Origin of the sequence: Hymenobacter sp. (assembly GCF_035709525.1) — a bacterium.
Classification (GTDB): domain Bacteria; phylum Bacteroidota; class Bacteroidia; order Cytophagales; family Hymenobacteraceae; genus Hymenobacter.
The window spans coordinates 17,813-41,788 of the sequence record NZ_DASTEP010000093.1; the positions used below are offsets into that span (position 1 = coordinate 17,813).

8 protein-coding genes are annotated in these 23,976 nt (G+C 67.8%); 4 read left to right on the top strand and 4 right to left on the bottom strand.

Annotated features, from left to right (window positions below; all coding sequences use genetic code 11):
- Nucleotides 1–54: 54 nt before the first annotated feature.
- Both VFO93_RS08080 and VFO93_RS08085 read right to left on the bottom strand, forming a co-directional pair.
- Nucleotides 55–1,842: a hypothetical protein gene (locus tag VFO93_RS08080; protein ID WP_325133849.1), complete on the bottom strand. Its 1,788-nt coding sequence runs from the start codon at nt 1,840–1,842 to the stop codon at nt 55–57.
- A gap of 243 nt (nt 1,843–2,085) precedes the next feature.
- A complete protein-coding gene (locus VFO93_RS08085; RefSeq protein WP_325133850.1) occupies nt 2,086–2,784 on the bottom strand; it encodes a phosphatase PAP2-related protein in 699 nt (232 codons plus the stop codon).
- Between the two features lie 183 nt (nt 2,785–2,967).
- Here VFO93_RS08085 and VFO93_RS08090 point away from each other — a divergent pair, with 183 nt between their 5' ends.
- On the top strand, nt 2,968–4,296 hold the full coding sequence (locus VFO93_RS08090) for an amidohydrolase (RefSeq protein WP_325133851.1): 1,329 nt from the start codon (nt 2,968–2,970) through the stop codon (nt 4,294–4,296).
- 206 nt (nt 4,297–4,502) lie between these two features.
- On the opposite strand, the gene VFO93_RS08095 is transcribed toward VFO93_RS08090, so the two are convergent.
- Both VFO93_RS08095 and VFO93_RS08100 read right to left on the bottom strand, forming a co-directional pair.
- Nucleotides 4,503–5,261, bottom strand: coding sequence for a hypothetical protein (locus VFO93_RS08095; RefSeq protein WP_325133852.1), 759 nt, complete (start codon nt 5,259–5,261; stop codon nt 4,503–4,505).
- A gap of 84 nt (nt 5,262–5,345) precedes the next feature.
- On the bottom strand, nt 5,346–6,119 hold the full coding sequence (locus VFO93_RS08100) for a hypothetical protein (protein WP_325133853.1): 774 nt from the start codon (nt 6,117–6,119) through the stop codon (nt 5,346–5,348).
- A 148-nt stretch (nt 6,120–6,267) separates the two neighbouring features.
- Here VFO93_RS08100 and VFO93_RS08105 point away from each other — a divergent pair, with 148 nt between their 5' ends.
- From VFO93_RS08105 to VFO93_RS08115, 3 genes are all read left to right on the top strand, one after another.
- The gene (locus tag VFO93_RS08105) at nt 6,268–9,054 is read left to right on the top strand and encodes a 4-alpha-glucanotransferase (RefSeq protein WP_325133854.1); all 2,787 of its coding nucleotides are present in this window, start codon (nt 6,268–6,270) and stop codon (nt 9,052–9,054) included.
- 742 nt (nt 9,055–9,796) lie between these two features.
- Complete coding sequence (locus tag VFO93_RS08110) at nt 9,797–14,671, top strand: beta strand repeat-containing protein (protein WP_325133855.1); 4,875 nt, start codon at nt 9,797–9,799, stop codon at nt 14,669–14,671.
- 710 nt (nt 14,672–15,381) lie between these two features.
- The coding region (locus VFO93_RS08115) for a beta strand repeat-containing protein (protein ID WP_414653563.1) at nt 15,382–23,976 on the top strand (8,595 nt) is incomplete at its 3' end.

Sequence of the window (23,976 nt, forward strand, 5' to 3'; positions counted from 1 at the left end):
AAGGCCCGCACCAGTTGGTGCGGGCCTTTTTCGTAGGGCTTTGGTAGTAAAGGGCTACTCTACCGTGAGGCGCAGGGCGGCGCTGCCGGCGCGCACCGCGTACACGCCCGGGGCCAGCCCGGCCGCCACGCGCGCCGTGCCGGTGGCATCGGCCGTGGCCGTGGCCACTACCCGGCCCAGGCCGTCGAGCACCTGCACCGCCGCGCCGGGCGCTACGCCGCCGAGGGTGGCCGCCCCGTGGGCGGGATTGGGGTAGAGGGCGGCCCCGGCCGCCGGGGCGGCGGGCGCGGCGGCCAGCGGCAGCAGGGTATTATCGACGAGGCGGGCCAGCACGTTGAGGCTGCCGGGCGCGGCGCTGGCCAGGGGCAGCGCGCCGAAGTTGGCGGGGCTCATCACGCTGCCCACGGCGAAGATACTTTGGCCGCTCACGGCCACGCCTAGGCCCTCATCGACCTGCCCGCCGCCGGCCACCTGCGCCCACTGCACGGTGGCGGTGGGGCCGTTGTCGAGGTACTTGGCCACTACCAGGTCTTTGTGGCCGATGCCCTGGCCTATCAGCGTCTGGGTACCTATGGTGTTGCCCGCGCCGCCAAAGTAGGGCGGGTACACCTGGTTGGGCCCGCCAAAGATGCTGCCGGCCACGTACACGCTGGTGCCGCTCACAGCCACGGCCTCGCCGCTGTCTTCGCGGTCGGCACCGGCCACCTGCGCCCAGTTGAGGGTAGCGCTGGTGCCGTTATCAGTATACTTGGCCAGCAGCAGGTCTTGGGTAATGAGGGGGGTAGCCCCGACCTGGGCTGCCGTGCCGGCCAGCACCACGCCGCAGTCGTTTTCGGTGTTGTTGGTAAGGTGGCCGGTTACGTACACGCTGGTGCCGCGCACGGCCACGCCCCGGCCGGCGTCGGCCTGGGTGCCGCCGGCCACCTGCACCCATTGCAGGGTGGCCGTAGCGCCTTGGTCAAGGTACTTGAACAGCACCAAATCGGGGCTGGCGATGGGCTTAACGCCGTTTACGACCACCCCGGCCGGCCGGCCGGCGCTGCCAAACGTGACGGCCTGGGCATTGGTGGAGGTGTTGGTGATGTAGCCCGTCAGGTAGAGGTTGGGGCCACGGGCGGCGATGGCCGCGCACACGTCGGTGCCGAGGCCGCCGCCCGCGTAGGTCCAGCCCTGGCTGGCGGCGCGGCCCGCGTCGGTGAGCTTGGTGAGGTACCAGTCGCCGCCGCCGTTGCCGGCCACGTACAGGCTCGGCCCATCGGCGGCAATGGCCTCCCCGCTGGTGCCGCAGGCCGTGGGCAAGGCTTGCACCCAGCCTAGGGCAGCACTGGTGCCCTGGTCGGTGTACTTGGCCACCACGATGTTGAAGCCCCCGAAGCCGGTGAGCGGCACCGGGCTGGTGGCCGCCGTAGTGCCGCCAAACGTCATGTTGGTGAAGCCCGGCGTGAAGCCGCTGTTGAAGGTACTCACCACGTACACGCTACCGCCGCTCAAGACCAGGCCCGCGCCCCGGTCGGAGAAGTTGCCGCCTCCGCGCTGGGCCCAGGCCCAGGTGTTGGTAGCCGACAAGTACTTGGCCACGAACATATCGGAGTCGCCGTTCTGGCTTACCAGCACGGTGCTGCCAAAGGTGGCCGTGCCCTTGAACATGCCGGTCACGAAGACGTCGCCGCTGGCGTCGGTGGCCACGGCGGTCGTCACGCTGGCCAGCGCGCCGAGGCCCGTGGTGTGGGTGCCGGTGGCCACCTGGGCCCAGGCGGGGGCCTGGGCGCGGGCCCCGGCCAGCGGGGCGGCCAGCAGCCAGCAGCAGAAGGCCCGGCGGGCATAGCGTAGTAGTGTTTTCATAAGCAAAAAAGAAGTACCCCCCGCCGCCGGGCAGGTCATTTGTACCGCGCCGGGGACTGGCCTGGCTTGCAAGGTAATGCACTTCTTCTTACGTTGTATCAGCGCCTTGCGCGGGCCGGCCCCCGGCGTGCGGGGCGGCCAGCCGGGGCCCGGCGCGGCCCCCACGCAAAAGGCCCGCCCCCGCTAAGCGGGGGCGGGCCTGAATACTACTTACAGCAACGTGCCGGGCAGTTGCCCGGCCGGCTACCAGCCGCCCGGGGCCGCCACCGCCCGCGTGATGAAGCCCGCCGCCCAGTAGGCCAGCCAGGCAAAAAAGGGCGCGGCCAGCACATCATACGAGTAGTGCACGCGCTGCACCAGCACCAGCAAACCCACCAGCACGGCGGCCACGGCCAGCCCGGTGCGCCACCAGCGCCCGCGCACGGCCAGCGCCAGCAGCACCACCGTGGAGGTGTGCCCCGAAAAGAACAGGTCTTTGGTCATGGCCTCGCTGGCTTCGGTGTGGTACACGAGCGCCAGAAACGGGTCGGGCATGGCTATCAGGTCGGCGGGCGGCAGCAGCGGCAGCGCCCAGATGGTAGCCATGCGCAACACGGCCAGCAGCAGGTAGGCCCACAGGCCGCGCAGCAGCAGCGCGGGGTGGCGGCCCAGCCAGCCCAGGCCCGCCACGCAGGCCCCGTACATGAGCACGAAGATGGGCACCGCTACCTGGCGGCAGGGTAGCAACGCCAGCAGGGGGTCGGCGAGCAGCTGCCCCGGCCGCTGCTGCACGTACACGAAGTAGGGCGGCAGCGCCACGCCCACCACCGCCACCAGCAGCAGCACTACCAGCGCCGCCCGCCCCCGAAACGCGGGCTGCGCCAGCGCCTGCGCCCAGGGGCCGGGGGCAGTGACATCGTACTCGGAAAGGGTGTGGGTAGAAAACGAAGGAAGCACGCGCATGGCAATCTGCAAAAGGCAAGGGCCGGATATTACCACAAAATTAAGCACTTCGGTAGCATCCGTGCTAACGTGGGGGTAACATTCGGGCGGGCGGGTAGCGTTCCGGGGGCGCGGGGCGGGCGAGGCGGCCGGGGGCGGCGTCCAAGCGGGCTGCCGCAGTCGGTGCGGCGTACCTTGGCAGGCATGAAGCACCTGTTTCCCTCCTTTCTCGCGGCCCTGGGGCTGGCCCTGGGCACCCCCGCTGCCCGCGCCCAGGCCCCGGGCGGGGCCGCCGGCCCCGCCGCGCTGCACGCCCGCATCGCGCAGTTGGCCACCGCCGGGCAGGCGCAGGTGGTGGCCTGGCGGCGCGACCTGCACCAGCACCCCGAGCTCGGCAACGAAGAAACCCGCACCGCCGCCCTCATCGCCGCGCAGCTCAAGCGCCTGGGCCTCGAAGTGAAAACCGGCGTGGCCCGCACCGGCGTAGTGGGCATCCTAAAGGGCGGCCGGCCCGGCCGCGTGGTGGCGCTGCGCGCTGACATGGACGGCCTGCCCCTTACCGAGGCTACCGGCCTGCCCTTTGCCAGCACCGCCAAAAGCACCTACCTCGGCCAGCCCGTGGGCGTGATGCACGCCTGTGGCCACGACACCCACGTGGCCATGCTGCTGGGCGCAGCCGAAGTGCTCAGCAAGCTGAAAGCCGACCTGCCCGGCACGGTCAAGTTTATCTTTCAGCCCGCCGAAGAAGGCTCGGTACCCGGCACCGTGGGCGGGGCCAAGCTGATGGTGCAGGAAGGCGTGTTGGAAAACCCCAAGGTAGACGCCATCTTCGGGCTGCACATCTGGGCCTCGGCCCCGGTGGGGCAGTTGCAGTACCGTCCTCGGGGCCAGATGGCCAGCTCCGACCGCTTCTCCATCAAGGTAGTGGGCCGGGGGGCGCACGGGGCCAAGCCTTGGAGCAGCATCGACCCGGTGGTGACGGCCGCCGAAATCATCACGGCCCTGCAAACCATCGTGAGCCGGCAGGTAGACCTGACCCAGGACGCGGCCGTGGTAACGGTGGGCACCGTGCAGGCGGGCGTGCGCTACAACATCATCCCGCCCGATGCTACGCTCTCGGGTACCATCCGGGCGCTCAGCCCCGAGACGCAGCAGCGCATCTGGGCCGCCATCAAGCGCACGGCCACCGGCATCGCGGCGGCCAACGGCGCCACGGCCGAGGTCAGCATCGAGCCTTACGTGCCGGTTACCTTCAACGACCCCGCCCTCACCGCCCGGATGCTGCCCACCCTGCAAGCCACCGCCGGCACCCAGAACGTGGTCGAAATAAAAGCCGTGATGGGCGCCGAGGACTTTGCCTGCTACCAAGAGAAAGTGCCGGGCCTCTTCGTATTTCTGGGCGGCATGGCCCCCGGCACCGACCCCGCCACCGTGGCCGACCACCACACGGCCGGCTTCCGGGTAGACGAGGGCGCCCTGCCGCTGGGCGTGCGCACGCTGGCCGCGCTGGCCGTGGACTACCTGGCTCGATGAGTGGATGAGTGGATGAGTGGATGAGTGGATGATAGTGTCATGCTGAGCGGAGCGCAGCGCAGTCGAAGCATCTCTATCGCTTCGTTGCCGGCGCTAGAAGTTAGTACTGAGGTAGAGATGCTTCGACTGCGCTGCGCTGCGCTCAGCATGACACTATCATCCACTCACCCACTCACCCACTCATCCACTCACCCAAAAACTCCTCCCTAATCGAAGTGCACCAGCGGCTTGCCCCGCTTGCGGTGAAAGGCGTACTCCACCTTGAGCGAGGCGGTGGCGAAGTTGTCCTTCTTCTCGGGGCTGGCGCGCTGGCTAATGTCGTCGAGCAGGTCGGTGCTGGTGAAGTACACCAGGCCCTCAAGCGTAAAGGCGAGCGCGCGGCTGGCTTGCAGCGTGAGGCCGCCGCCGACGGGCAGCACGCCGGCCAGCAGAGGGTAGCCGCCGGGCCGCTCGGGGGGCAGCGCCACGCGGCCGTAGGGCGGCTCGGGGTTGTTGGCCGAGGTCTGGGCGCTGTTGAGCAGCAGCCCCACCCCGCCCTGCACAAACAGCTGCACCGGGGTGGGGCGGTGGTTGGGGCCGAGGTACATGCTTTTATCGGCCAGCAGGTTGTAACGCACGAAGGTGGTGAGCGCCCCGCCGCTGGAGGTGAAGCGCAGCCCGCGGCTCACGTTGTAGTCATTTGCCTCGAGCCGCACGTAGGCCAGGTCGGCCCCGAAAGAGAGGTGCGGGCTGAGCGGGCGCACCAGCCCCAGGCTAAAGGCCGGGCGGCTGGAGATGCGGTTGGTAAGGTCGCCGTCGTAGTAGGCGGCGCCGGCACCGAAGGTGAGGCGGGCGGGCGGGCGGCGGTAGGGCTGGCGGCCAGGCGTGTAGAAGTGGCGGGGCAGGTGGTAGTCGGCCGGGGCAGCCAAAGCCGGGGCGGCAGCCAGCAGGCTGCCGCCCAGCAGGGCCGTAAGTACAGAGCGCATAAGAGCAAAAAGACAGAAGTAAACGTGGCAGCCAGAAGCTGCCACGCAATACGCGCTCCGCCTTACAAAGTCTGGGCCACACCCCTAGTCGTAGCGCACCAGCGGCTTCTTTTGGCTGGGCTTGAGGCCGACTTCGACCTTGAGGCCGGCGGTGATGAACTTGTCGAGCTTGTCGGCGTTGCCGCGGGCGCTCACGTCGTCGAGCAGGTCGGTGCTGGTGAAGTAGTACAGGCCTTCGAGCGTGACGGCGAAGTAGGGGCTGGTACGCACCGTGACGCCGCCGCCCACCGGCAGCACGCTGCCCAGGTGCGGGTAGAGGTAGTTGGTGTTGCGGCGCTCGGGCTCAAGCTGGGTGGTCACGCCGGCCACCGTCTGGTAGGCTTTGGGGTTGAAGAGCAGCAGGCCCACCCCGGCCGTGGCAAAGGGCTGGAAATTGGCCCAGCTGAAGGAGGGACCAAAATTCATGCTCTTATCGGCCAGAAAGTTATAGCGGGCCATCACGGTCAGCGTGCCGTTGGTGCCCTCAAAGCGCAGGCCGCGCGCGGGGCGCTGGTCGGTGGCCTTGAGGCGGTTGTAGCTGAGCTCGGCGGCCAGCGAGAAGTGCGGGCTCATGGGCCGCACCAGCCCCAGGCCAAAGCCGGGGCGCAGGGTATTGTCGGGCAGGCGGCCGGTGATGTCGCCGTTGTACGTCGCAACGTTGACGCCGAACGTCACGCGCATGGGCGGGCGGCGGTACGATTGCAGCTCGGAGTTGTGCAGGCGCTGGGGCGCGTGGTAGCCGGCGGGGCGGCGCTGGGCCAGGCCCGGCAGGGCCGCCAGCAGGCCCCCGGCCAGAAAGAGGGTAGAAAGAAGGCGCATGAAAAAAGGGTATGACTATAAGGGGGTAAAGATAGACAGAACCATGAGCCATTGCGCAAGCCCGGCGTCGAGCTTAGGGGCCGGGCCGCCGGCCCAACCGCGCCCGGCGGGGGGCCGTATCTTGCGGCACTTACCTTGGTTTGCTTCGATGACCGTTCATTTCTCCCTTCCCTACCGCACTACCTACGGCGAGCGCCTCGTGGTGTGCGGCTCTTTGCCGGCCCTGGGCCACTGGAGCCTGCCCCAGGCCCTGCCCCTGCACTACGACGAAGCCACCGCCCGCTGGAGCGCCGAGCTGGAAGTAGCCCCCGACACCGCCGCGCCCATTACCTATAAATACGTGTTGCTGACCGAGGGCGGCGGCGTGGTGTGGGAGTGGGGCCCCAACCGCCCCCTGCCCCTGCCCGCCGCCGGCACCCCGCGCCTGGAGGTGCGCGACTACTGGCGCGTGCCCGTGCAAGACGACCACGAGCTGTTTACCTCGGCCTTTACCCAGGCGCTTTTCCGCCGCCCCGCCCCCGCCTCGGCCCCCAAAGCCGCCGCTGCCAAGGTGGCCAAAGGCAAGCCGAAAGCCACCGCCCCGGCCGCTCCCGAGGCCGCCGCCCCCGCCCCTATCCTGCGCCTGCGCCTGGCCGCGCCCCGCGTGGCCAGCCAGCACCAGGTGTGCGTGCTGGGCTCCGACCCGGCCCTGGGGGCCTGGGACCAGGGCCCGCCCGTGGTGCTGTCGGATGCCGACTACCCCTACTGGCAGGCCGACGTGGCGCTGGCCAATCCCGAGGCCGAGCTCCAGTATAAATACGGCCTCTGGGATGCCGCCACCCAAACCGTGGTGCAGCTCGAAACCGGCGACAACCGCACGCTGCCCGGCGGCCCCGCCGCCGGCACCCTGCGCGTGGCCGACGACGAAGGCTTTCGCTACGCGGCCGGGCCCTGGCGCGGGGCCGGCGTGGCGGTGCCCATCTTCTCGCTGCGCAGCGAAACCGGCCTGGGCGTGGGCGAGTTCAACGACCTGAAGCTGCTGGTAGACTGGGCCGTGCAAACCGGCATGAGCGTGGTGCAGGTGCTGCCCATCAACGACACCACGGCTACGCACACCTGGGTCGACTCGTACCCCTACGCCGCCATTTCGGTGTTTGCCCTGCACCCGCAGTATTTGCACCTGGAGAGCATTGCCAAGCTCAAGGACAAGAAAGCCGCCGCCGAGCTGAGCAAGCTGCGCGAGGAGCTCAACGCCAAGGACTTCGTGGACTACGAGCCAGTGATGAACGCCAAGTGGAAGTTTCTCAAGCTGCTCTACAAGCAGGAGAAAGCCAGGTTTCTGGCCGACCCCGAGTTTCATAAGTTCAAGGCCGAGCAAGGGTCGTGGCTGGTGCCCTACGCCGCCTTTTCGGGGCTGCGCGACCGCTTTGGCACGGCCGACTTCCACGAGTGGCCGCAGGAGTTTCGCGCCCCGCACGGGCTGGCCGAGCTGGTAGACGAGCACGGCCCGCACTTCGACGAGTTTGGGCTGCATTTCTTCACGCAGTTTCACCTCGACAAGCAGCTGACCGCCGCCGTGCGCTACGGCCGCGAGCGCCACGTGGTGCTGAAGGGCGACCTGCCCATCGGCATCTACCGCCACTCGGTGGATGCCTGGACGCAGCCCGAGCTCTACCACATGGACCAGCAGGCCGGTGCCCCGCCCGATGACTTCTCCACTACCGGCCAGAACTGGCGCTTCCCCACCTACAACTGGGAGCGCATGGCCGAGGACAACTACGCCTGGTGGAAGCAGCGCCTGAGCCACCTGGCGCGCTACTTCGACATGCTGCGCATCGACCACATCCTGGGCTTTTTCCGCATCTGGGAAATGCCGGCCGACTCGGTCGAGGGCCTGCTCGGGCACTTCTCGCCGGCCCTGCCCCTGCACCGCGACGAGATACAGCGTCGCCTGGGCTGGTTCGACTACGGCCGCCTGTGCGCGCCCTACATCCGCTGGCACTTGCTGGAGCGCACCTTCGGCAGCGATGCCCAGGCGGTGTTCGACGAGTTTATGGTGGCCGATGAGTACCAGGCCATTCAGCTGCGGCCCCGCGTGGCCAGCCAGCGCCAGATAGAGGCGTATATCGATGAGCAAATCAAGCTGCATCCCGAGCGCGAGGAGTTCCTGCTGCGCGTGCGGCCGGGCCTGTACCACTTTGTGAATGAGGTGCTGTTTGTGCCGGCCGGCAACGACTTGTACCACCCGCGCATCACGATTAACAAGTCGGACAGCTTCAAGGAGCTGGATGGGGAGGAAACCAAGCGCCGCCTCTACGACGACATTTACGTCGACTACTTCTTCCGCCGCCACGAAGACTTCTGGCGCGAGCAGGGGCTGGTGAAGCTGCCGCCCGTGCGCTACGCCACCAACATGCTCATCGCGGGCGAAGACCTGGGTATGGTACCCGCCTCGGTGCCCGGCGTGATGAAGCAGCTCGGCATGCTGGGCCTCAACATCCAGCGCATGCCCTCCGACCCCCAGACCGAGTTTGGCCACCCCGACCGCGCGCCCTACCTCTCGGTGGTGAGCCCGGGCAGCCACGACATGAGCACGCTGCGCGGCTGGTGGGAAGAAGACCGGGTACGCACCCAGCGCTTTTTCGAAACCATGCTGGGCCGCATGCGCCAGCTCGCACCCTATTACGCCGAGCCCTGGGTGATTCGCGAAATCATCGTGCAGCACCTGCACTCGCCGGCCATGTGGGCCATTTTCCCGCTGCAAGATTTGCTGGCCATGGACAACCACCTGCGCCGCGATAACCCCCACGACGAGCAAATCAACGTGCCCAGCAACCCCCAGCACTTCTGGAAGTACCGCCTGCACCTGCCCCTGGAGGAGCTCACCGATGCCGTGGGCCTCAACGAGCAGCTGCACGCGCTGGTGGCCGAAAGCAGCCGGGGCGTGCCCTACTAGCCGACTGCGCCGGCCGGGCCGGCTTTCAGTCCTCTTGCCAAAAAAAGCGGCTGCCCTGGTGGGCAGCCGCTTTTTTTGGGCCCGGCGAAGGCGGCGGGCAGCTCCTGCCCGGCTAGCCAGAATACTATTTTTTCGGCGGCGCTTGCTACGCGCTGGCGCACCGCCCGGCCCGGCGGGCACAAAGGCGCTAGCCCGCCCGAAACGACAAGCCGATGGCCGCTATATAGTACTTATCCGAGCAAATAATATAACTAAACCCAACAGCAATTGCATTAATAATTGAATAACAGCTATTTGAATAGTATTCACTACCCGGCTGGCTTGCCGGGCCGGGGCGGGCGGCTCTTGGCTGGGCGTCGACTACCGTTCACCCACTAAAAAAGGGTGTTCATACTGTAAAAGCTCTTGTTTAACGAATAAGCGCGGGCTACGGATTAGGTTAACCAATAATTTTGAAGCGCCCTAAAAAGGATTTATTCGCTATAAAATTTACCTCCCGCTCTGCCTCACTTCTTCTGACCTCTGCTTTTTTATACACTACCAGCTTAGCCAACGCCTGCCCTGGCCGGCGGCGCGGCTTCTGCTAAGCCCCCCCTCACGACCCAGCTTTTGCGGCATTACCCGCGCGGCGGCGGCCCTCCTGGCCGCCGCTCATCGGCGCAGCCTTGCCCTTGCTTTTTGCCCTACCCTACCTCCTGCATCAAGACCTCCGACACCCTTTAGCGCTTCCCTACCGCTTTTTATGAATCATTCTTTACGCCTGCTTGGCTTGGTGCTGGCCACCGGAGCACCGCTGGCACCACCGCTGCCGGCCCTGGCCAAGGCCACGCTGCCAGCCACTACCGCCACCCTGGCGGGCAACAGCCGGGCCACGGCTGCCCGCGCCCGCCAGCCGCTAACGTACCACCCCATCTCGGGCTACGTGTTTGAGGATGTGAACTATGGCGGCGGCATCGGCCACGCGTTCGGGGCCGCGGGCACCGTGGGCCGGCCGGGTGTCCGCGTGGAGATTTACTCCTCGTCGGGCGGCTTTCTAGGGGCTACGAACACCGACGCCAACGGCTACTACAGCGTTTCGGCTTTTTCGGATACCTATACTGTGCGCGTGGTTAATGCCACAGTAACGAGCAGCCGCCCGGGCTACTTGAGCAGCCTGGTGCCCGTGCAGACCTACAACAACTACAATAACAACACGAACATCGTGGGGGGCCGAGCCCCCGAGAAGGTAGACGCCGGCGCGAACACCAGCAACGCCTCGCTCGGCAGCCTGAACACGGCCACGACCATCGCCCAGAGCCAAGCGTCGGTTTACACGGACACCTACAACGTCAACTTCGGCTTCAACTTCGACGTGGTGGTGAACACCAACGACGCGGGCCAGGGCTCGCTGCGCCAGTTTATCCTGAACGCCAACGCGCTGGGCAATGAAACTGACCTGGCCCAGGACGGCTACTACACCAACGCCCAGGACCTGGCCCCCACCTCGAGGGCCGCCGGCCGCGCCGGCGTAGCCCTACCCGCCGATTTCGAGTCGAGCATCTTCATGGTTCCGACCGGCCGCCTCAGCAGCGGCGTGGCCGTCATCACGCCAGCCTCGGCCCTGCCCCAGCTTACGGGACCCTGCATGTCGGTAAACGGGCTGACCCAGACCTACAACATGGGCAACACCAACGATGTGCTGCTGGGCCTGGGCGGCACGGTGGGCACCCAGGCCACGCCCCTGAGCCAGCTCAACGGCCCCGAGGTGCAGCTGGTGGGCAACGCAGGCATCGCCTTTGGCCTCGACGTGGCTAGCTCGGCCACCAACGCCCGCCTCGGTGGGCTGGCCATCTACGGCTTCGGCAACGCGCCCGACAACGATGCGGCGGCCAACATTCGCAGCGCCGCCACCGGCGTCATCATCGCTCTGAACGTGCTGGGCACTCCCGCCACCGGCTTCGCGGCCCCGGCCACGCTCACCAACGCCGACAATGTGCGCCTGGTGGGCGGCACGAGCGGCCTGGTGTATAGCAACCTCATCGGCTTTGCCAATGGCAAGGGTATAACCACCATTACCGGCGTCACTAACACGCTGGTGCAAAACAACGAGCTGCGCGCCAACGGCCAGGGCAAAGCCAGCAACGACGGCGTTGACATCAACGGCAGCAACAGCACCATCCAGTATAACCTGCTCACCGGCACTTCCAGCCTGGGTTTTGATAGCTTCCGCTCGGCGGGCGGCAACACCATCGTGGGCAACACTGTGACCGACAACGGCCGGGGCACGGCCAGCCTGGCCCCCGACGAAACGGGTGGCCTCCGCATCTACGGGGCCGGCAACCGCGTGGCGCAAAACAGCATTAGCGGCAACTACGGCGCGGGCCTCCTGCTGGTGGGCACCGGCACCAACCGCGCGGCCGCCGGCACCACGGTTATCAGCCAGAACGCCATCTCTGGCAATGGCACCGTGACGGCCCGCAACGGTGCGGCTGCTACCGGCCAAGTGGGCATCGACCTGCAAGCCAACGGCGACAACGAAGCCGGCGGCACCGCGCCCTTCGTGACGCGCAACAGCGCCGCCACCACCGGGGCCAACAACCTCCAGAACTACCCCGTGCTGCGCACGGCCAGCATCGTGGGCAGCAGCCTGGTGCTGACCGGCTACGCCCGGCCCGGCGCGGTTATCGAGCTGTTTCTGGCCCAGGCCAACCCCGCTACCCCCAACGCCACGGGGGCCAACTTCGGCCAGGGCAAAACCTACCTCACTACCCTCACCGAGGGCACCAACGACGCCGACGCCAGCACCAACCAGAGCTACGGGCCGGGCACCATCAATGGCTTTGCCCAGGGCACGGACAACAGCGCCAACGGCTTCTCGTTCAGCATTCCGCTCAGCAGCCTGCCCGGCGGCACGCTCGCGGCGGGCGCGTTGCTCACCAGCACGGCCACGCTGGGCGGGGCTACCTCCGAGTTTTCGGGCAATGTGGCGGCCGTAGCCATCGCCGCGCTCACGGGCTACGTGTATGAGGATGCGAACTACGGCGGTGGCGCGGGCCGCAGCCGCGCTGCGCTGGGCACGGCCGCCAGCGGCCGCCCCGGCGCTACCGTGGAGCTCTACGACGCTAGTGACGCGCTCGTGGCCACTACCACTACCGACGCCAACGGCCACTACTCTTTTGCCGCCAACCCTGCCGCGGGCTACACCGTGCGCGTGGTGAATGGCAGCGTGAGCAGTGCGCGCCCCGGCTCGGTGGCCGGCCTGCTGCCCGTGCCCACCTACAGCGGCACAGCCTCGCGGGTGGGCGGCGAAAACCCCGCCCTCGCCGATGCCGCTGCCAACACCGGCAGCCAGACGCTGGGCGCACTCAGCACCAGCACCAGCGTGCCGCAAAGCATTGCCCCGGCCAGCGTGGGCACCGGCGCTACCAACAGCGGCCCCGACTTTGGCTTCAACTTCGACGTGGTGGTGAACACCAACGACGCGGGCCAGGGCTCGCTGCGCCAGTTCATTTTGAACAGCAACGCGCTGGGCGGCGAAAGCAGCCTGGCCCAAAGCGGCTCTTACACCGACGCCCGCAATCTGAGCGCTGGCAACACGGCCGCCAGCCAGGCCGGCGTGGCCCTGCCCGCCGGCTACGAGTCGAGCATCTTCATGATTCCGGCCTCGGCCCTGCCCGATGGCAAGGTAGCCGTCATCACGCCGGCCACGGCGCTGCCCCAGCTCACGGGCACCAATACGATTGTGAACGGGGCCACCCAGACCTACAACATCGGCAACACCAACGACGCGCTGCTCGGCAACGGTGGCACGGTGGGCACGCAGGCTACAACCCTGAGCAAGCTCAGCGGCCCCGAGGTGCAGCTGGTGGGCAGCACGGCCATCAATATGGGCCTGAGCCTAGCCGGCGCGGGCAGCCAGGTGCGCGGGCTGGCCATCTACGGCTTTGGTAATTTCTTCGACAATAACAGCAACAGCAACCTCACCATTACGGCCAGCAACGTGCTCATCGCCGACAACGTGCTCGGCAGCGCGGCCACCAGCTTCGCGGTGCCGCCCGTGGCCAACAACAACTCGAACGTGCGCGTGGCCAGCGGCACGGGCGTGAGCTTTACCAACAACCTGATTGGCTTTGCCAATGGCTCGGGTATTTACCTGGCCCCGGACGTGGCCGGCACCACCATCAGCGGCAATGAGATTCGCGGCAACGCCCGCACCGGCTCCATCTACGACGGCATCGACTCGCACGGCAGCGCCACTACGGTTGCGGGCAACCTGCTGGCCGACGGCGCGGCGCAGGGCTTTGACAGCTACACCAGCACGGGCGGCCATAAGGTAACGGGCAACACCTTCACCAACAACGGCATCGGCAACAGCACCGACCAGACGGAATCGGCGGCCGTGCGCTTCTACGGCACGGGCAACACCTTCAGCCAGAACATCTCGACCGGCAACTACGGGGCCGGCGTGGAAGTAGCGGGCGGCACCACCGTTATCTCGCGCAACTCGATTTACAGCAACGGCACCAGCCTGTCGGCCAAAGGTGCGGCCGCTACCGGCAACATCGGTATCGACCTGATTGCCAGCGGCGAAAACGAAAACCTCGGCACTTCGCCCTTTGTGACGCGCAACAGCGCCGCCACCACCGGGGCCAACAACCTCCAGAACTACCCCGTGCTGCGCACGGCCCGGCTCACGGGCAGCAGCCTGGTGCTGACCGGCTACGCCAAGCCCGGCGCGATTATCGAGCTGTTCCTGGCCCAGGCCAACCCCACCAGCGTCAACGCTACGGGGGCCAACTTTGGCCAGGGCAAAACCTACCTCACTACCCTCACCGAGGGCACCAACGACGCCGACGCCAGCACCGGCCAGAGCTACTCGGGCCCCATCAATGGCTTCGACCAGGGCGCGGACACCAACGCCAGCGGCTTCACGTTTACGATAGCGCTGACCTCGGCGCAGCAGGCGCTGGTGCAGGCGGGCGCGCTGCTCACCAGCACGGCCACGCTGGGCGGGGCTACCTCCGAGTTTTCGGGCAATGTGCGCGTCGTCAATGCCCCGGCCCCGCTGCCGGTGGTGCTGAGCGCCTTCACAACCCAGGCCGTGGCCAACCGCGATGCCCTGCTGAACTGGGCTACCGCCTCAGAAGTCAACAACGACTACTTTGAGGTAGAGCGCAGCTTCGATGGCGCTACGTTCACCAAAATCGGCACCGTGGCCGGGCGCGGCACCACCGCCGTGGCCTCGGCCTACACCTTCACCGATGCGGGCGTGGCCGCCCAGGCCACCGGCCCCGTGTACTACCGCCTGCGCCAGGTAGACCTGGGCGGCACGGGCACCTACTCGCCGGTGCGGGCCGTGCGCTTTGGGCAGGCCGCCACCGTGGCCCTGGCCCCCTACCCCAACCCCGCCGCCGACCGCACCACCCTCGACCTGAGCGCCCTCGACGCGGCCACCACCGTGCGGGCGCAGCTGCTCGATGCCACCGGCCGGGTAGTGCGCAGCTGGGCGCTGGCCGGCGGCCAGCCCCAAGCGCTAACCCTGCGCGACCTGGCCAGCGGCCCCTACCTACTGGTAGTGGCCGGCACGCAGCCCGATGGCTCGCCGCTGCGCCAGACCCTGCGCCTGTCCAAGCTCTAATACCCTGGCGCGGCTAGCTGCTGCTTTCGAAAGGCCCTTCTCGCAGGAGAAGGGCTTTTTTGCGTGTAGGCCCAGGCGGGCCGGCAAGGCGGGTCGTCATTCGGCTTTTGTATCAAACCCAGATAATGACCAGGTGCTGGAATACTAAACCACCCACCTAACAGGGTGATTTTTTGATACCTCGGGAGCATCGTTCTACCATCACGCATTTACTTGTAATAATACAAAATAAATATTAAGCTGAACGCTTTATAATATCTGATTTACAGATGCTTATGTGTTTTACAAAAATGACCTTTGCTATTAATAATAATGATTTGCATCAATTAGTGAGCGCTCCTAATCAGGCTATTTCACTTTAAAGCAACACCGTAACCAGCAAAAGTACCATTACTGAAAAATTCGGCGGTGCCCGTCCTACTCAAGATTAGATTAATACCAAAATCACTCGGAGTCGCTACAGCTATAATACAACTTCTGAAAATGGCTCCGGCGGCGCTTTTTTATTTTTGCTGCTACTAAACGACTTGCATTTATTCATCAACTTACTCTATATCTACTCCTTACTTTTTATGTCGAACATCTTACGCCGCAGGCGCTGGATAACCGGCCTTTATCCAGCCGCTTGGCTTAGTACCATACTGTCTGAAAGAGCCGGCGCTGCTGCGCCGCCCTTTTCAGTACCAGCCAGCAGCCTTTTCATTTTTGCGATGGTGCTGCTCGGCGGGCTGGGCGGCAGCCGCGCCTGGGCCCAAACCACCTGCCCGGTAACGGCCGCCACGCTCAACTTCGCTACCCGCCCGGCGGGCGAAAACTGGCAAAACCGCGCCACCGAGGGCGTGCCCACGGTGTACTCGGCCACGCGGCTGGGCACTACCTACACTACTACCACCAACGCCGGCACTACCTCGCTGCAAACGGCCGCGGTGAACGGCGGGCAGTCGCTGGCCTGGAACGCCACTTATAACTCGGGCGGTAGCAACGCCTCGGTTACGTTCACCTTTGCGCAGCCCGTCACCAACGCCCGCATCCGGGTGCAGGACATCGACGCGGTGTATAACGCGGGCCTCGCGGGCCTGCTGTCCAATGGCTACGTCGACCAGGTGACGTTTACGGGCGCGCTCGTCAGCAACGGCGTTACGACCGGCGTGACGCCGACCCTGAGCCGCGCCAATGCCGTGACTAGCTACAACACCATCAGCGGCAACGTGGCCACGGGCCGCGAGGCGGGCGGCGACAACACCAGCGCCGACGATGCTACCATTATCGCTGCTTACGCCACGCCGGTTACGTCGATTACCCTGACGTTCCGCAACGCGACGGGCGCCTCCATCCTGAATGCGCAGTCGCTGGGCATCGACAACCTCAGCTGGTGCCGCGTGGCCCCCACGGTGGCCAACGTGACCACGGCCCCCGTGCTGAGCACGGCCACCCAGGTGGGCCTGGCCGGCCTCGTGGGGCAGGCCGATGGCGCGCTCACTTACACCATCCGCTCGCTGCCGGCCGCTGGCACGCTGCTCTACAACACCACCGGCACCACCTACGCCGCCGTGGCCCTCAACCAGACCCTGACGCCCGCCCAGGCGGCCAGCCTGCGCTACACGCCCAGTACCGCCTTCACGGGGGCCAGCACCAGCTTTACCTATTCGCTGAGCGACGACGCTACGCCGGTGCAAACCTCGGGCACGGCTACCTACACCATTCCGCTGCAATACCCGGTGGCCTGTGCGCCCGGCACGGCCACGCCGTTTGCCTTTGGCAGCCGCCCGGCGGGCGAAAACTGGCAAAACCGCCCCACCGGCGTGGCTGCCCCCGGCACCAACGCCACCTTCGTGAGTTCGAGCAACTACAGCTCGGGCGCGCCGACGGCGTCGGTTTTTCAGGTAAGCAACTTCAACGGCGTGAACACGCTGGGCTGGCAAAACGACTACGCGCCCGGCAACGTCAACTCGTCGTCGATAACGTTCAATTTCAGCCGCCCGGTGTCCAACTTCACGGTGAAGGTGCAGGACATCGACGTGGGCACTGACTACATCGACCGCATCACCTTTGTGGGGGCCAACGGCGGCACCACCGTGGTGCCGGCCCTGCTGGCCGACAACCCCGGCGCGGGCATCGTGGCCATTAATGGCAACGTGGCCACTGGCGTGGCCAACACCGCGAGCGCCGTCGACGGCACCGTGACGGCCTACTTCGGCAGCCCAATCACCAGCCTCACCATCACCTATGCCAACGTAGGCAACGCCGCTGACCCCGCCGCGCAGGTAGTGGGCATCGACCAGATGACCTGGTGCGAAGCCCCGCCCGTGGCCCTCGACGTAACCACGCCTACCGTGCTGAGCTCGGTGGGGGCCGCCAGCATCAGCGCGCTGGCTTCGACCATCGACAGCGCCCCGGCCAGCTACGTGCTGGCTTCGCTGCCGACCACGGCGCAGGGCGTGCTGTCGTACAACTCGACGGGCTCGACGTACACGGACATCACGGCGGCCAACTTTGCTTCGCTGACGCTTACGGCGGCGCAGGCGGCCAGCTTGCGCTTTGCGCCGGCGGCCGGCACTAGTGGCAACGTCACGTTTACCTACCGCGCCAAGGATGGCAACAACCAGACCTCGGCCAGCGCGGCTACCTACACCATTCCGGTGAGCAATGCCGCGTGCGTGACGACGGCCTCGCTCAATTTCCGCAACACCACACCGGTGCCCGACGACTGGCGCGCCCACGCGGCGCTGGCCGCGCCGGCCGGCTCGGCCTTCACCACCATCAGCAGTGGCGGCTTTACCTCGCCCGCCACGGCCACGACCAGCAGCCTGGCTACCGTGGCCACGGCCAGCGGCCTGAACGGCGTGCAAACCCTGCAATGGATGAGCGACTACGCCAACACCACCGACAACACCTCGACGGTAACGTTCACCTTCAACCGCGCGGTGAGCAACTACACCCTGCGCGTGCAGGACATCGACCGCTCGGAAACCGCCGCCGCCAACGGCAACCCGGCCACGGCCTTTATCGACCAGGTAACCTTCGTGGGCAGCAACGGCGGCACGACCGTGCTGCCCTCGCTGACCGCGCTGGGCGCGGCCAACACGGTAGCCATCACGGGCAACGTGGCCACGGGCACCACCAACATCACGAACACCACCGACGGCACGGTAACGGTGTATTTCGCCAGCCCGGTTACGTCGGTTACCATTACCTATCGCAACCTCTCGACCTTCCAGGCCGACCCCACCGCCAACGCCATCGGGCTGGAGGAAATGACCTGGTGCCGCCTGGCCCCGGTGGCCGCCAACATCACGAACACCAGCCGCCCCGCCGGCCAGGCCGCTACGGCCGTGAACGCCCTGAGCGCCACCGCCGACGGCACGGTCGCCAGCTACACCATCGCGGCGCTGCCCCCGGTTTCGCAGGGTATTTTCTACGTCAATGGCGTGGCCCTCACCAGCAGCACCCTGACGCTGACCCCGGCCCAGGCCGCCCAGCTTTCGTTTGCCCCGGCGGCCGGCTTTGGCGGCACGGCCGGCTTCTCCTACGTGGCCACCGACGACGCGGGCACCGTGAGCAGCCCGGCTACCTACGCCGTGCCCGTGAGCAATACCGGCGCGGCCGGCACGGCTTCGGCCTGCGCCATTCCTGGTAAGGACGGCTCGCCCACGCTGCTCGACAACCCCAACACCTACTACCCGGCCACGGCTTCGGCGGCGGCGGGCGCTACCAGCCTCGTGGTGGGCGTGGGCACGCGCGGCAGCACGCCGGCGGCCTCGAACACCATTGCCAAGGGCGACCTGCTGCTGGTAATTCAGATGCAGGGCGCGGACATCAACTCGACCAACACCGACAGCTACGGCGATGGCGTGGCCGGCGGCGGGGCCAGCGGCAACCTGACTTCTAACCTGCAAGCCGGCACCTACGAGTACGTGGTGGCCAGCAACACTACGCCCATCGACGTGACCGTGGGCGGCACCATTACGCTGACTTCGGCCCTGGTGAACAGCTACGTGAACGCGGCGGCTACGGCCTCGGCTGGTCCGCGCCGCTTCCAGGTAGTGCGCATTCCGCAGTACGGCAACCTGACGCTGGGCGCGACCATCGCGGCCCTGCCCTGGACCGGTAGCGTGGGCGGCATCCTCGCCCTCGACGTAGCCGGCCAGACCAACTTCAGCGGCAATAGCATCGACGCCTCGGGCCGGGGCTTCCGCGGCGGCGGGGGCCGCACCCAGGCCACGGCGGCCGGCGCTAACCTCGACTACGTGGGCACCTCCGCCACCAACGCCCACGCCCAGAAAGGCGAAGGCCTGGCCGGCACCCCGCGCTACGTGAATGTGCCCGGCACGCCCAACGACGCCACCACCAACGCGACCATCGACAACGGCAGCGCCAACGAAAACTACGCGGGCGGCAGCTTTAGCCGCGGCGCGCCCGGCAACGCCGGCGGCGGCGGCAACAACAACATCGACAACAGCGGCGGCGGCGGCGGGGCCAACGGCGGCACCGGCGGCCGCGGCGGCAACAAGTTTGCCGGCAGCAGCGAGCCAGTGGGCGGCGAGCCGGGAGCGGCTTTTGGCCCCGTGAGCAGCGCGCGCCTAGTACTGGGCGGCGGCGGCGGCGCGGGCAGCACCAACAACAACACCGGCACGCCCACCAACGGCGCGGCCAGCAGCGGCGCGGCGGGCGGCGGCATTGTGCTGCTGCGCACGGGCACCGTGGCGGGCTCGGGCAGCATCGTGGCCAACGGCGGCAGCGCCAACGGCAGCGTGGCCGACGACGGCAGCGGCGGCGGCGGCGCGGGCGGCTCTATCCTGCTTACGGCCCAGAACCCGGCCGGCCTGAGCGGCGTGACCCTGGCCGCCAACGGCGGCAACGGTGGCTCGAACACGGGCAGCGCCAGCGGCAACGGCCCCCACGGCCCCGGCGGCGGCGGCGGCGGCGGCGTAGTACTCGCCAACGGCCCGGTAGCCAGCGCCTCGGCCGCGGCCGGGGCCAACGGCACCACCCGCAACGGCGGCACCAGCATCGCCTACGGCGCGGCCGCCGGCGCGGCGGGCATCGTGAACACCCAGATTAGCAACGCTATCGCGGGCACTACGGTGGGCACCACCTGCGCCGCCGATGTCACGACCTCCATCACCGGCCCGGCTACCCTCACGCCGGCCCAGCCCTCGGGCACCTACACCGTGACCTTCGTCAACGAAGGCCCGGCCATGGCCGCCACCGTGACCCGCACCGTAACCCTGCCCTCGGGCGCGACCAACATCTTCGTAAACGGCGCGGCCTACATGCCCACGATGGCTAATACCATCGACTTCGGCACGGCCGCCTCGATGGCCAGCGGGGCCACGAGCAGCTTCACGTTCAGCTTCACCCCGGCCACCACGGCCACGGGCACGCAGAGCATCACGAGCAACGTAACCACCGTGAGCGGCCAGGGCGCCGACGGGGCCCCCAACGCCTCGGCCATTCTGGCCACGGTGCCGCCGGTGGCCGATGTAGCGGCTACCATCGTGCCCGGCGCGGCTGTGCCGGCTGGCACACTGGCCTCGGCCAGCACGCCGCCTTCGTTCACGGCTACCTTCAGCAATAATGGTCCGGCCAGCGCGCTGGGGATGACGGCTACGGTGCAGCTGCCGAAAAACCTGACCAACGTAACGGCCTCGGGCGGCGGCGTGTACGACGCGGCTACCGGCCTGGTGTCCTACGCCAGCTTTACGGGCCTGCCCAACGGCGGCAGCCTGGTATCGATTATCAAGTTTGACGCCCCGGCCACCGGGCCGGTAATGGCCACGGCCAGCGCCACCACTACCTCCAGCGAAGCCGGCCAGACGGCCAACAACCGCCAGACCATGGGCCTGACTTTGACGCCGGCCTTTGACCTGGCTACCAGCCTCAGCGGCCCCGCCACCAGCGTGGCCGGCGACCTCGTAACCCTGGCCCTTACGACCAGCAACAACGGCCCGAGCGCCGCCCCCACCGTGGTGCAAACCGCCCAGCTGGCTACCGGCCTCAGCAACGTGTACGTAAGCAACGGCGGCTACTACAACACTAGCACCAGCGCTACCAGCGTGACTTACAACGGCGTAACCTACAGCGTGCCGGCCGGCGGGGTAATCTACCCGCCGCTGGCCAGCCTGCCCGCCGGGCAAGCGGTAGCCAACACCGTGAGCTTCGTGATGCCGGCTTCCGGCTTCGCACCCTCGGCCTCGGTAGCGCCCGCCACGGCCGCCGCCGGCGAAACCAGCCCGGCCAACAACCTGGCTTACCTCAACGGCCCGACCAGCACCCCGCTGAGCCCGGCCGCCGCCACCGGCAACCCCGCCAACGTGTACACCAAGCTCAGCGCCTCGGCCGCCACGGTGGCCGTGGGCAGCCCTATCACCCTGACCGTGACGACCGGCAACAACGGCTCGGCTACCTCGGCCGGTGGCTCGGCCACGGGCGTGGTGCAAACCGTGCAACTGCTGCCCGGCCTCGCTACTAGTGCCTTGCAGGTAGATGGCCAGGCGGGTACGCTCAGCGGCAACACGATTACCTTCCTGACCAGCGGCGCTACCTATAATACGCTGACGGGCCTGGTGACTTTCCCGGCCATCAGCCAGGCTAGCGGGGCCAACGTGAGCCACACCCTGACGCTGACCGCCCCGGCCAGCACCGGCAACAACGGCCAGCTGCTCGCTACCGCCATGGTAACGACGGCCAACGTGGACCCCGTGCCGGCCGACAATGCCGCCGCCACGGCCATCGTGCTGACGCCCGCCACCGACCTGGCCGCCACCCTCACGGGCCCGGCTTCGGCCACGGCCGGCCAGGTGGTGAGCTACATGGCTTCCTTCACCAACAACGGCCCGATGGCCGCCAGCGGCTACAACGCCAGCGGCACCCAGACGGCCGGCGTACTTGCCAGCGTGCAGCTGCCGGTGGGCCTCAGCGATGTGGCGATAACCGACGCGGCGGGCGCTACTGCCACCATGGCCAGCTACAACCCGCAAACCGGCGTGGTGACCTTCCCGGCCCAGCCCGACATGGCGGTGGGTGCTACCCAGGCGTATACCCTGAGCTTCGTGGCCCCGGCCCGCAACCTGGCCGTGAGTGCCCTGGTAAGCTCGGCTACGCCCGATGCCACCCCGGCCAACAACAGCGCCGTGGTGAGCACCACCATCGCGCCGGCCGCCGACCTGCGCACCAGCGTGAGCGGCCCGGCCGTGGCCGCCATCGGCAACGCCGTAACCTACACCGTGGCCACGGCCAACGCCGGCCCCTCGGCAGCGGCGGCCGTGGTGCCCACCCTGCAATTGCCCACCGGCTTCTCGGGCACTACCCTGCTGGTAGCAGGCCAGACGGGCTCCTTCAACGGCACGACCAATACCTACGACTACCCCAACGGGGCCAAGTACAACTTGGGCTCGGGCGTGGTTTCCTTCCCGGCCACGGCCAGCTTGGCCAGCGGCAGCAGCGTGCTCAACTACGTGACCTTCCTGATGCCCGACGCCTCGGGCGGGCAGGTGGCGGGCGTGGCCTCGGCTACCTCGACCACTGCCGACCTCAGCCCCGGCAACAACGCCACCAGCGTAGCCACCAGCATCGCGCCGGCCACGGCGGCCACCGCCGACCTGGTAACCTCGCTGACCGGCGCGCCGGCCTCGGCCCCGGCCGGCTCCGACCTCACGTTCACGGCCCGCTACCGCAACAACGGCGCGGCCGCCGCTACCAACGTGATGCCCACCTTGCAGCTGCCCGCCGGCCTCACCATCGGCAGCATCAGCAACGGCGGCGTGTACAGCCCGGCCACCGGCCTGGTGACGTGGCCCGCCATCTCCAGCCAGCCCAGCGGCGACGAGCAGGCCTACACCGTAGTAGTAAAAGCCCCGGCCAACGGCCCGGTGGCAGCCTACTCGTCGGCCTCGTCGGACACAAGCGAGCCCAACACGAGCACGGCCCAAGGCAACACCGTGGGCTCGGCCAGCGTGGCCGTGACGCCGGTGTTTGATGCCGTGACCCGCCTCGGCGGCCCGGCCTCGGCCCCCGCCGGCACCACCCAGACCTACACCGTGACGACCGGCAACGGCGGCCCCTCGGCCACCGGCGCGGCCACGACGCAGGTCGTGACTTTGTCGGCCGGCGTGGCCCCGGTAGCGGGCAGCATCACGGGCGGCGGCACGTATTCGAGCGCGAGCAACACCATCACCTGGACTATCGCCGCCGGCCAGCCGGCCGGGCAAGCCGGGGCCGTGGCCAACACCTTTGCCCTGGTGCAGCCCGCCGCCGGCGTGGCCCTGTCGGCCAGCGTGAGCGTGGCCGGCGACAGCGACACTGGCAACAACGCCGCGACCCTCAGCACCAGCGTGCCCAACCAGCAGCCCACGGCGGCGGCGGTCGTGAACGCGCGGATGCCCTTCATCGGCAACACGGCCGGCACCAGCCCCACCGCGCCCTACGGCGTGCTGCTGTCACCGCTGGCCGGGGCCGACTTCGAAAGCGCGCTGGCTGCCAGCCCCTACACCGTGGCTACCCTGCCCAACGCCACCACCCAAGGCACGCTGTACTACAGCACGGGCGGCACCTCCTACGCCCCCGTGACAGCCGGCCAGGCCCTGACTGCCGCCCAGGCCACTACTCTGCGCTTCCTGCCCCAGGCGGGCTACGTGGGCAACGCCTTCTTCACGTACTCGACCACCGACGCGGCCGGCAACCAGTCGCCCGCCGCCACCTACACCGTGGCCGTGGGCAGCGACCTCGCCGCCACCTACGCCACCTACAACGCCACCAAAGGCAGCTACGCCAACGGCGACGTGCTGGCGCAGTTTGCCGATGCCACGGCCAGCCGCTACAGCAGCGCCGGCAGCCTCTACGATGCCCAGGGCAACGCCCTGGCCGGCACGGCCAACGGCCTCAGCAGCGCCGTGCTCACGGCGGGCACCCTGCCCGCCGGCGTGAGCCTGGATGCGGCCACCGGCCGCCTCTACGTGAGCGACGCCAGCCAGCTCGTGCGCTCCGGCGCGCCCAGCACCTACACCGTGACCATCGCTACCACTGATGCCAACGGCGGGGTGACGACGCAGCCCGTTTCATTCACCATCGGCGCGCTGCCGCTGCCCGTGGTGCTGGTTGACTTCACGGCGCAGGCCGTGGCCAACCGCGACGCGCTGCTGCGCTGGGGCACGGCCTCGGAGAAAAACAACGACCACTTCGACATCGAGCGCAGCCTCGACGGGGTGCGCTTCGCTACCATCGGCCAGCTGGCCGGCCACGGCACCACCAGCGCCGCCAGCTCCTACACCTTCACCGATGCCAACGTGGCCGCCCAGGCCAACGGC

Bases quoted from the DNA above. Each gene is read 5' to 3' on its own strand.
- VFO93_RS08080 (WP_325133849.1), bottom strand. From the start codon at position 1,842: ATGAAAACACTACTACGCTATGCCCGCCGGGCCTTCTGCTGCTGGCTG.
- VFO93_RS08085 (WP_325133850.1), bottom strand. From the start codon at position 2,784: ATGCGCGTGCTTCCTTCGTTTTCTACCCACACCCTTTCCGAGTACGAT.
- VFO93_RS08090 (WP_325133851.1), top strand. From the start codon at position 2,968: ATGAAGCACCTGTTTCCCTCCTTTCTCGCGGCCCTGGGGCTGGCCCTG.
- VFO93_RS08095 (WP_325133852.1), bottom strand. From the start codon at position 5,261: ATGCGCTCTGTACTTACGGCCCTGCTGGGCGGCAGCCTGCTGGCTGCC.
- VFO93_RS08100 (WP_325133853.1), bottom strand. From the start codon at position 6,119: ATGCGCCTTCTTTCTACCCTCTTTCTGGCCGGGGGCCTGCTGGCGGCC.
- VFO93_RS08105 (WP_325133854.1), top strand. From the start codon at position 6,268: ATGACCGTTCATTTCTCCCTTCCCTACCGCACTACCTACGGCGAGCGC.
- VFO93_RS08110 (WP_325133855.1), top strand. From the start codon at position 9,797: ATGAATCATTCTTTACGCCTGCTTGGCTTGGTGCTGGCCACCGGAGCA.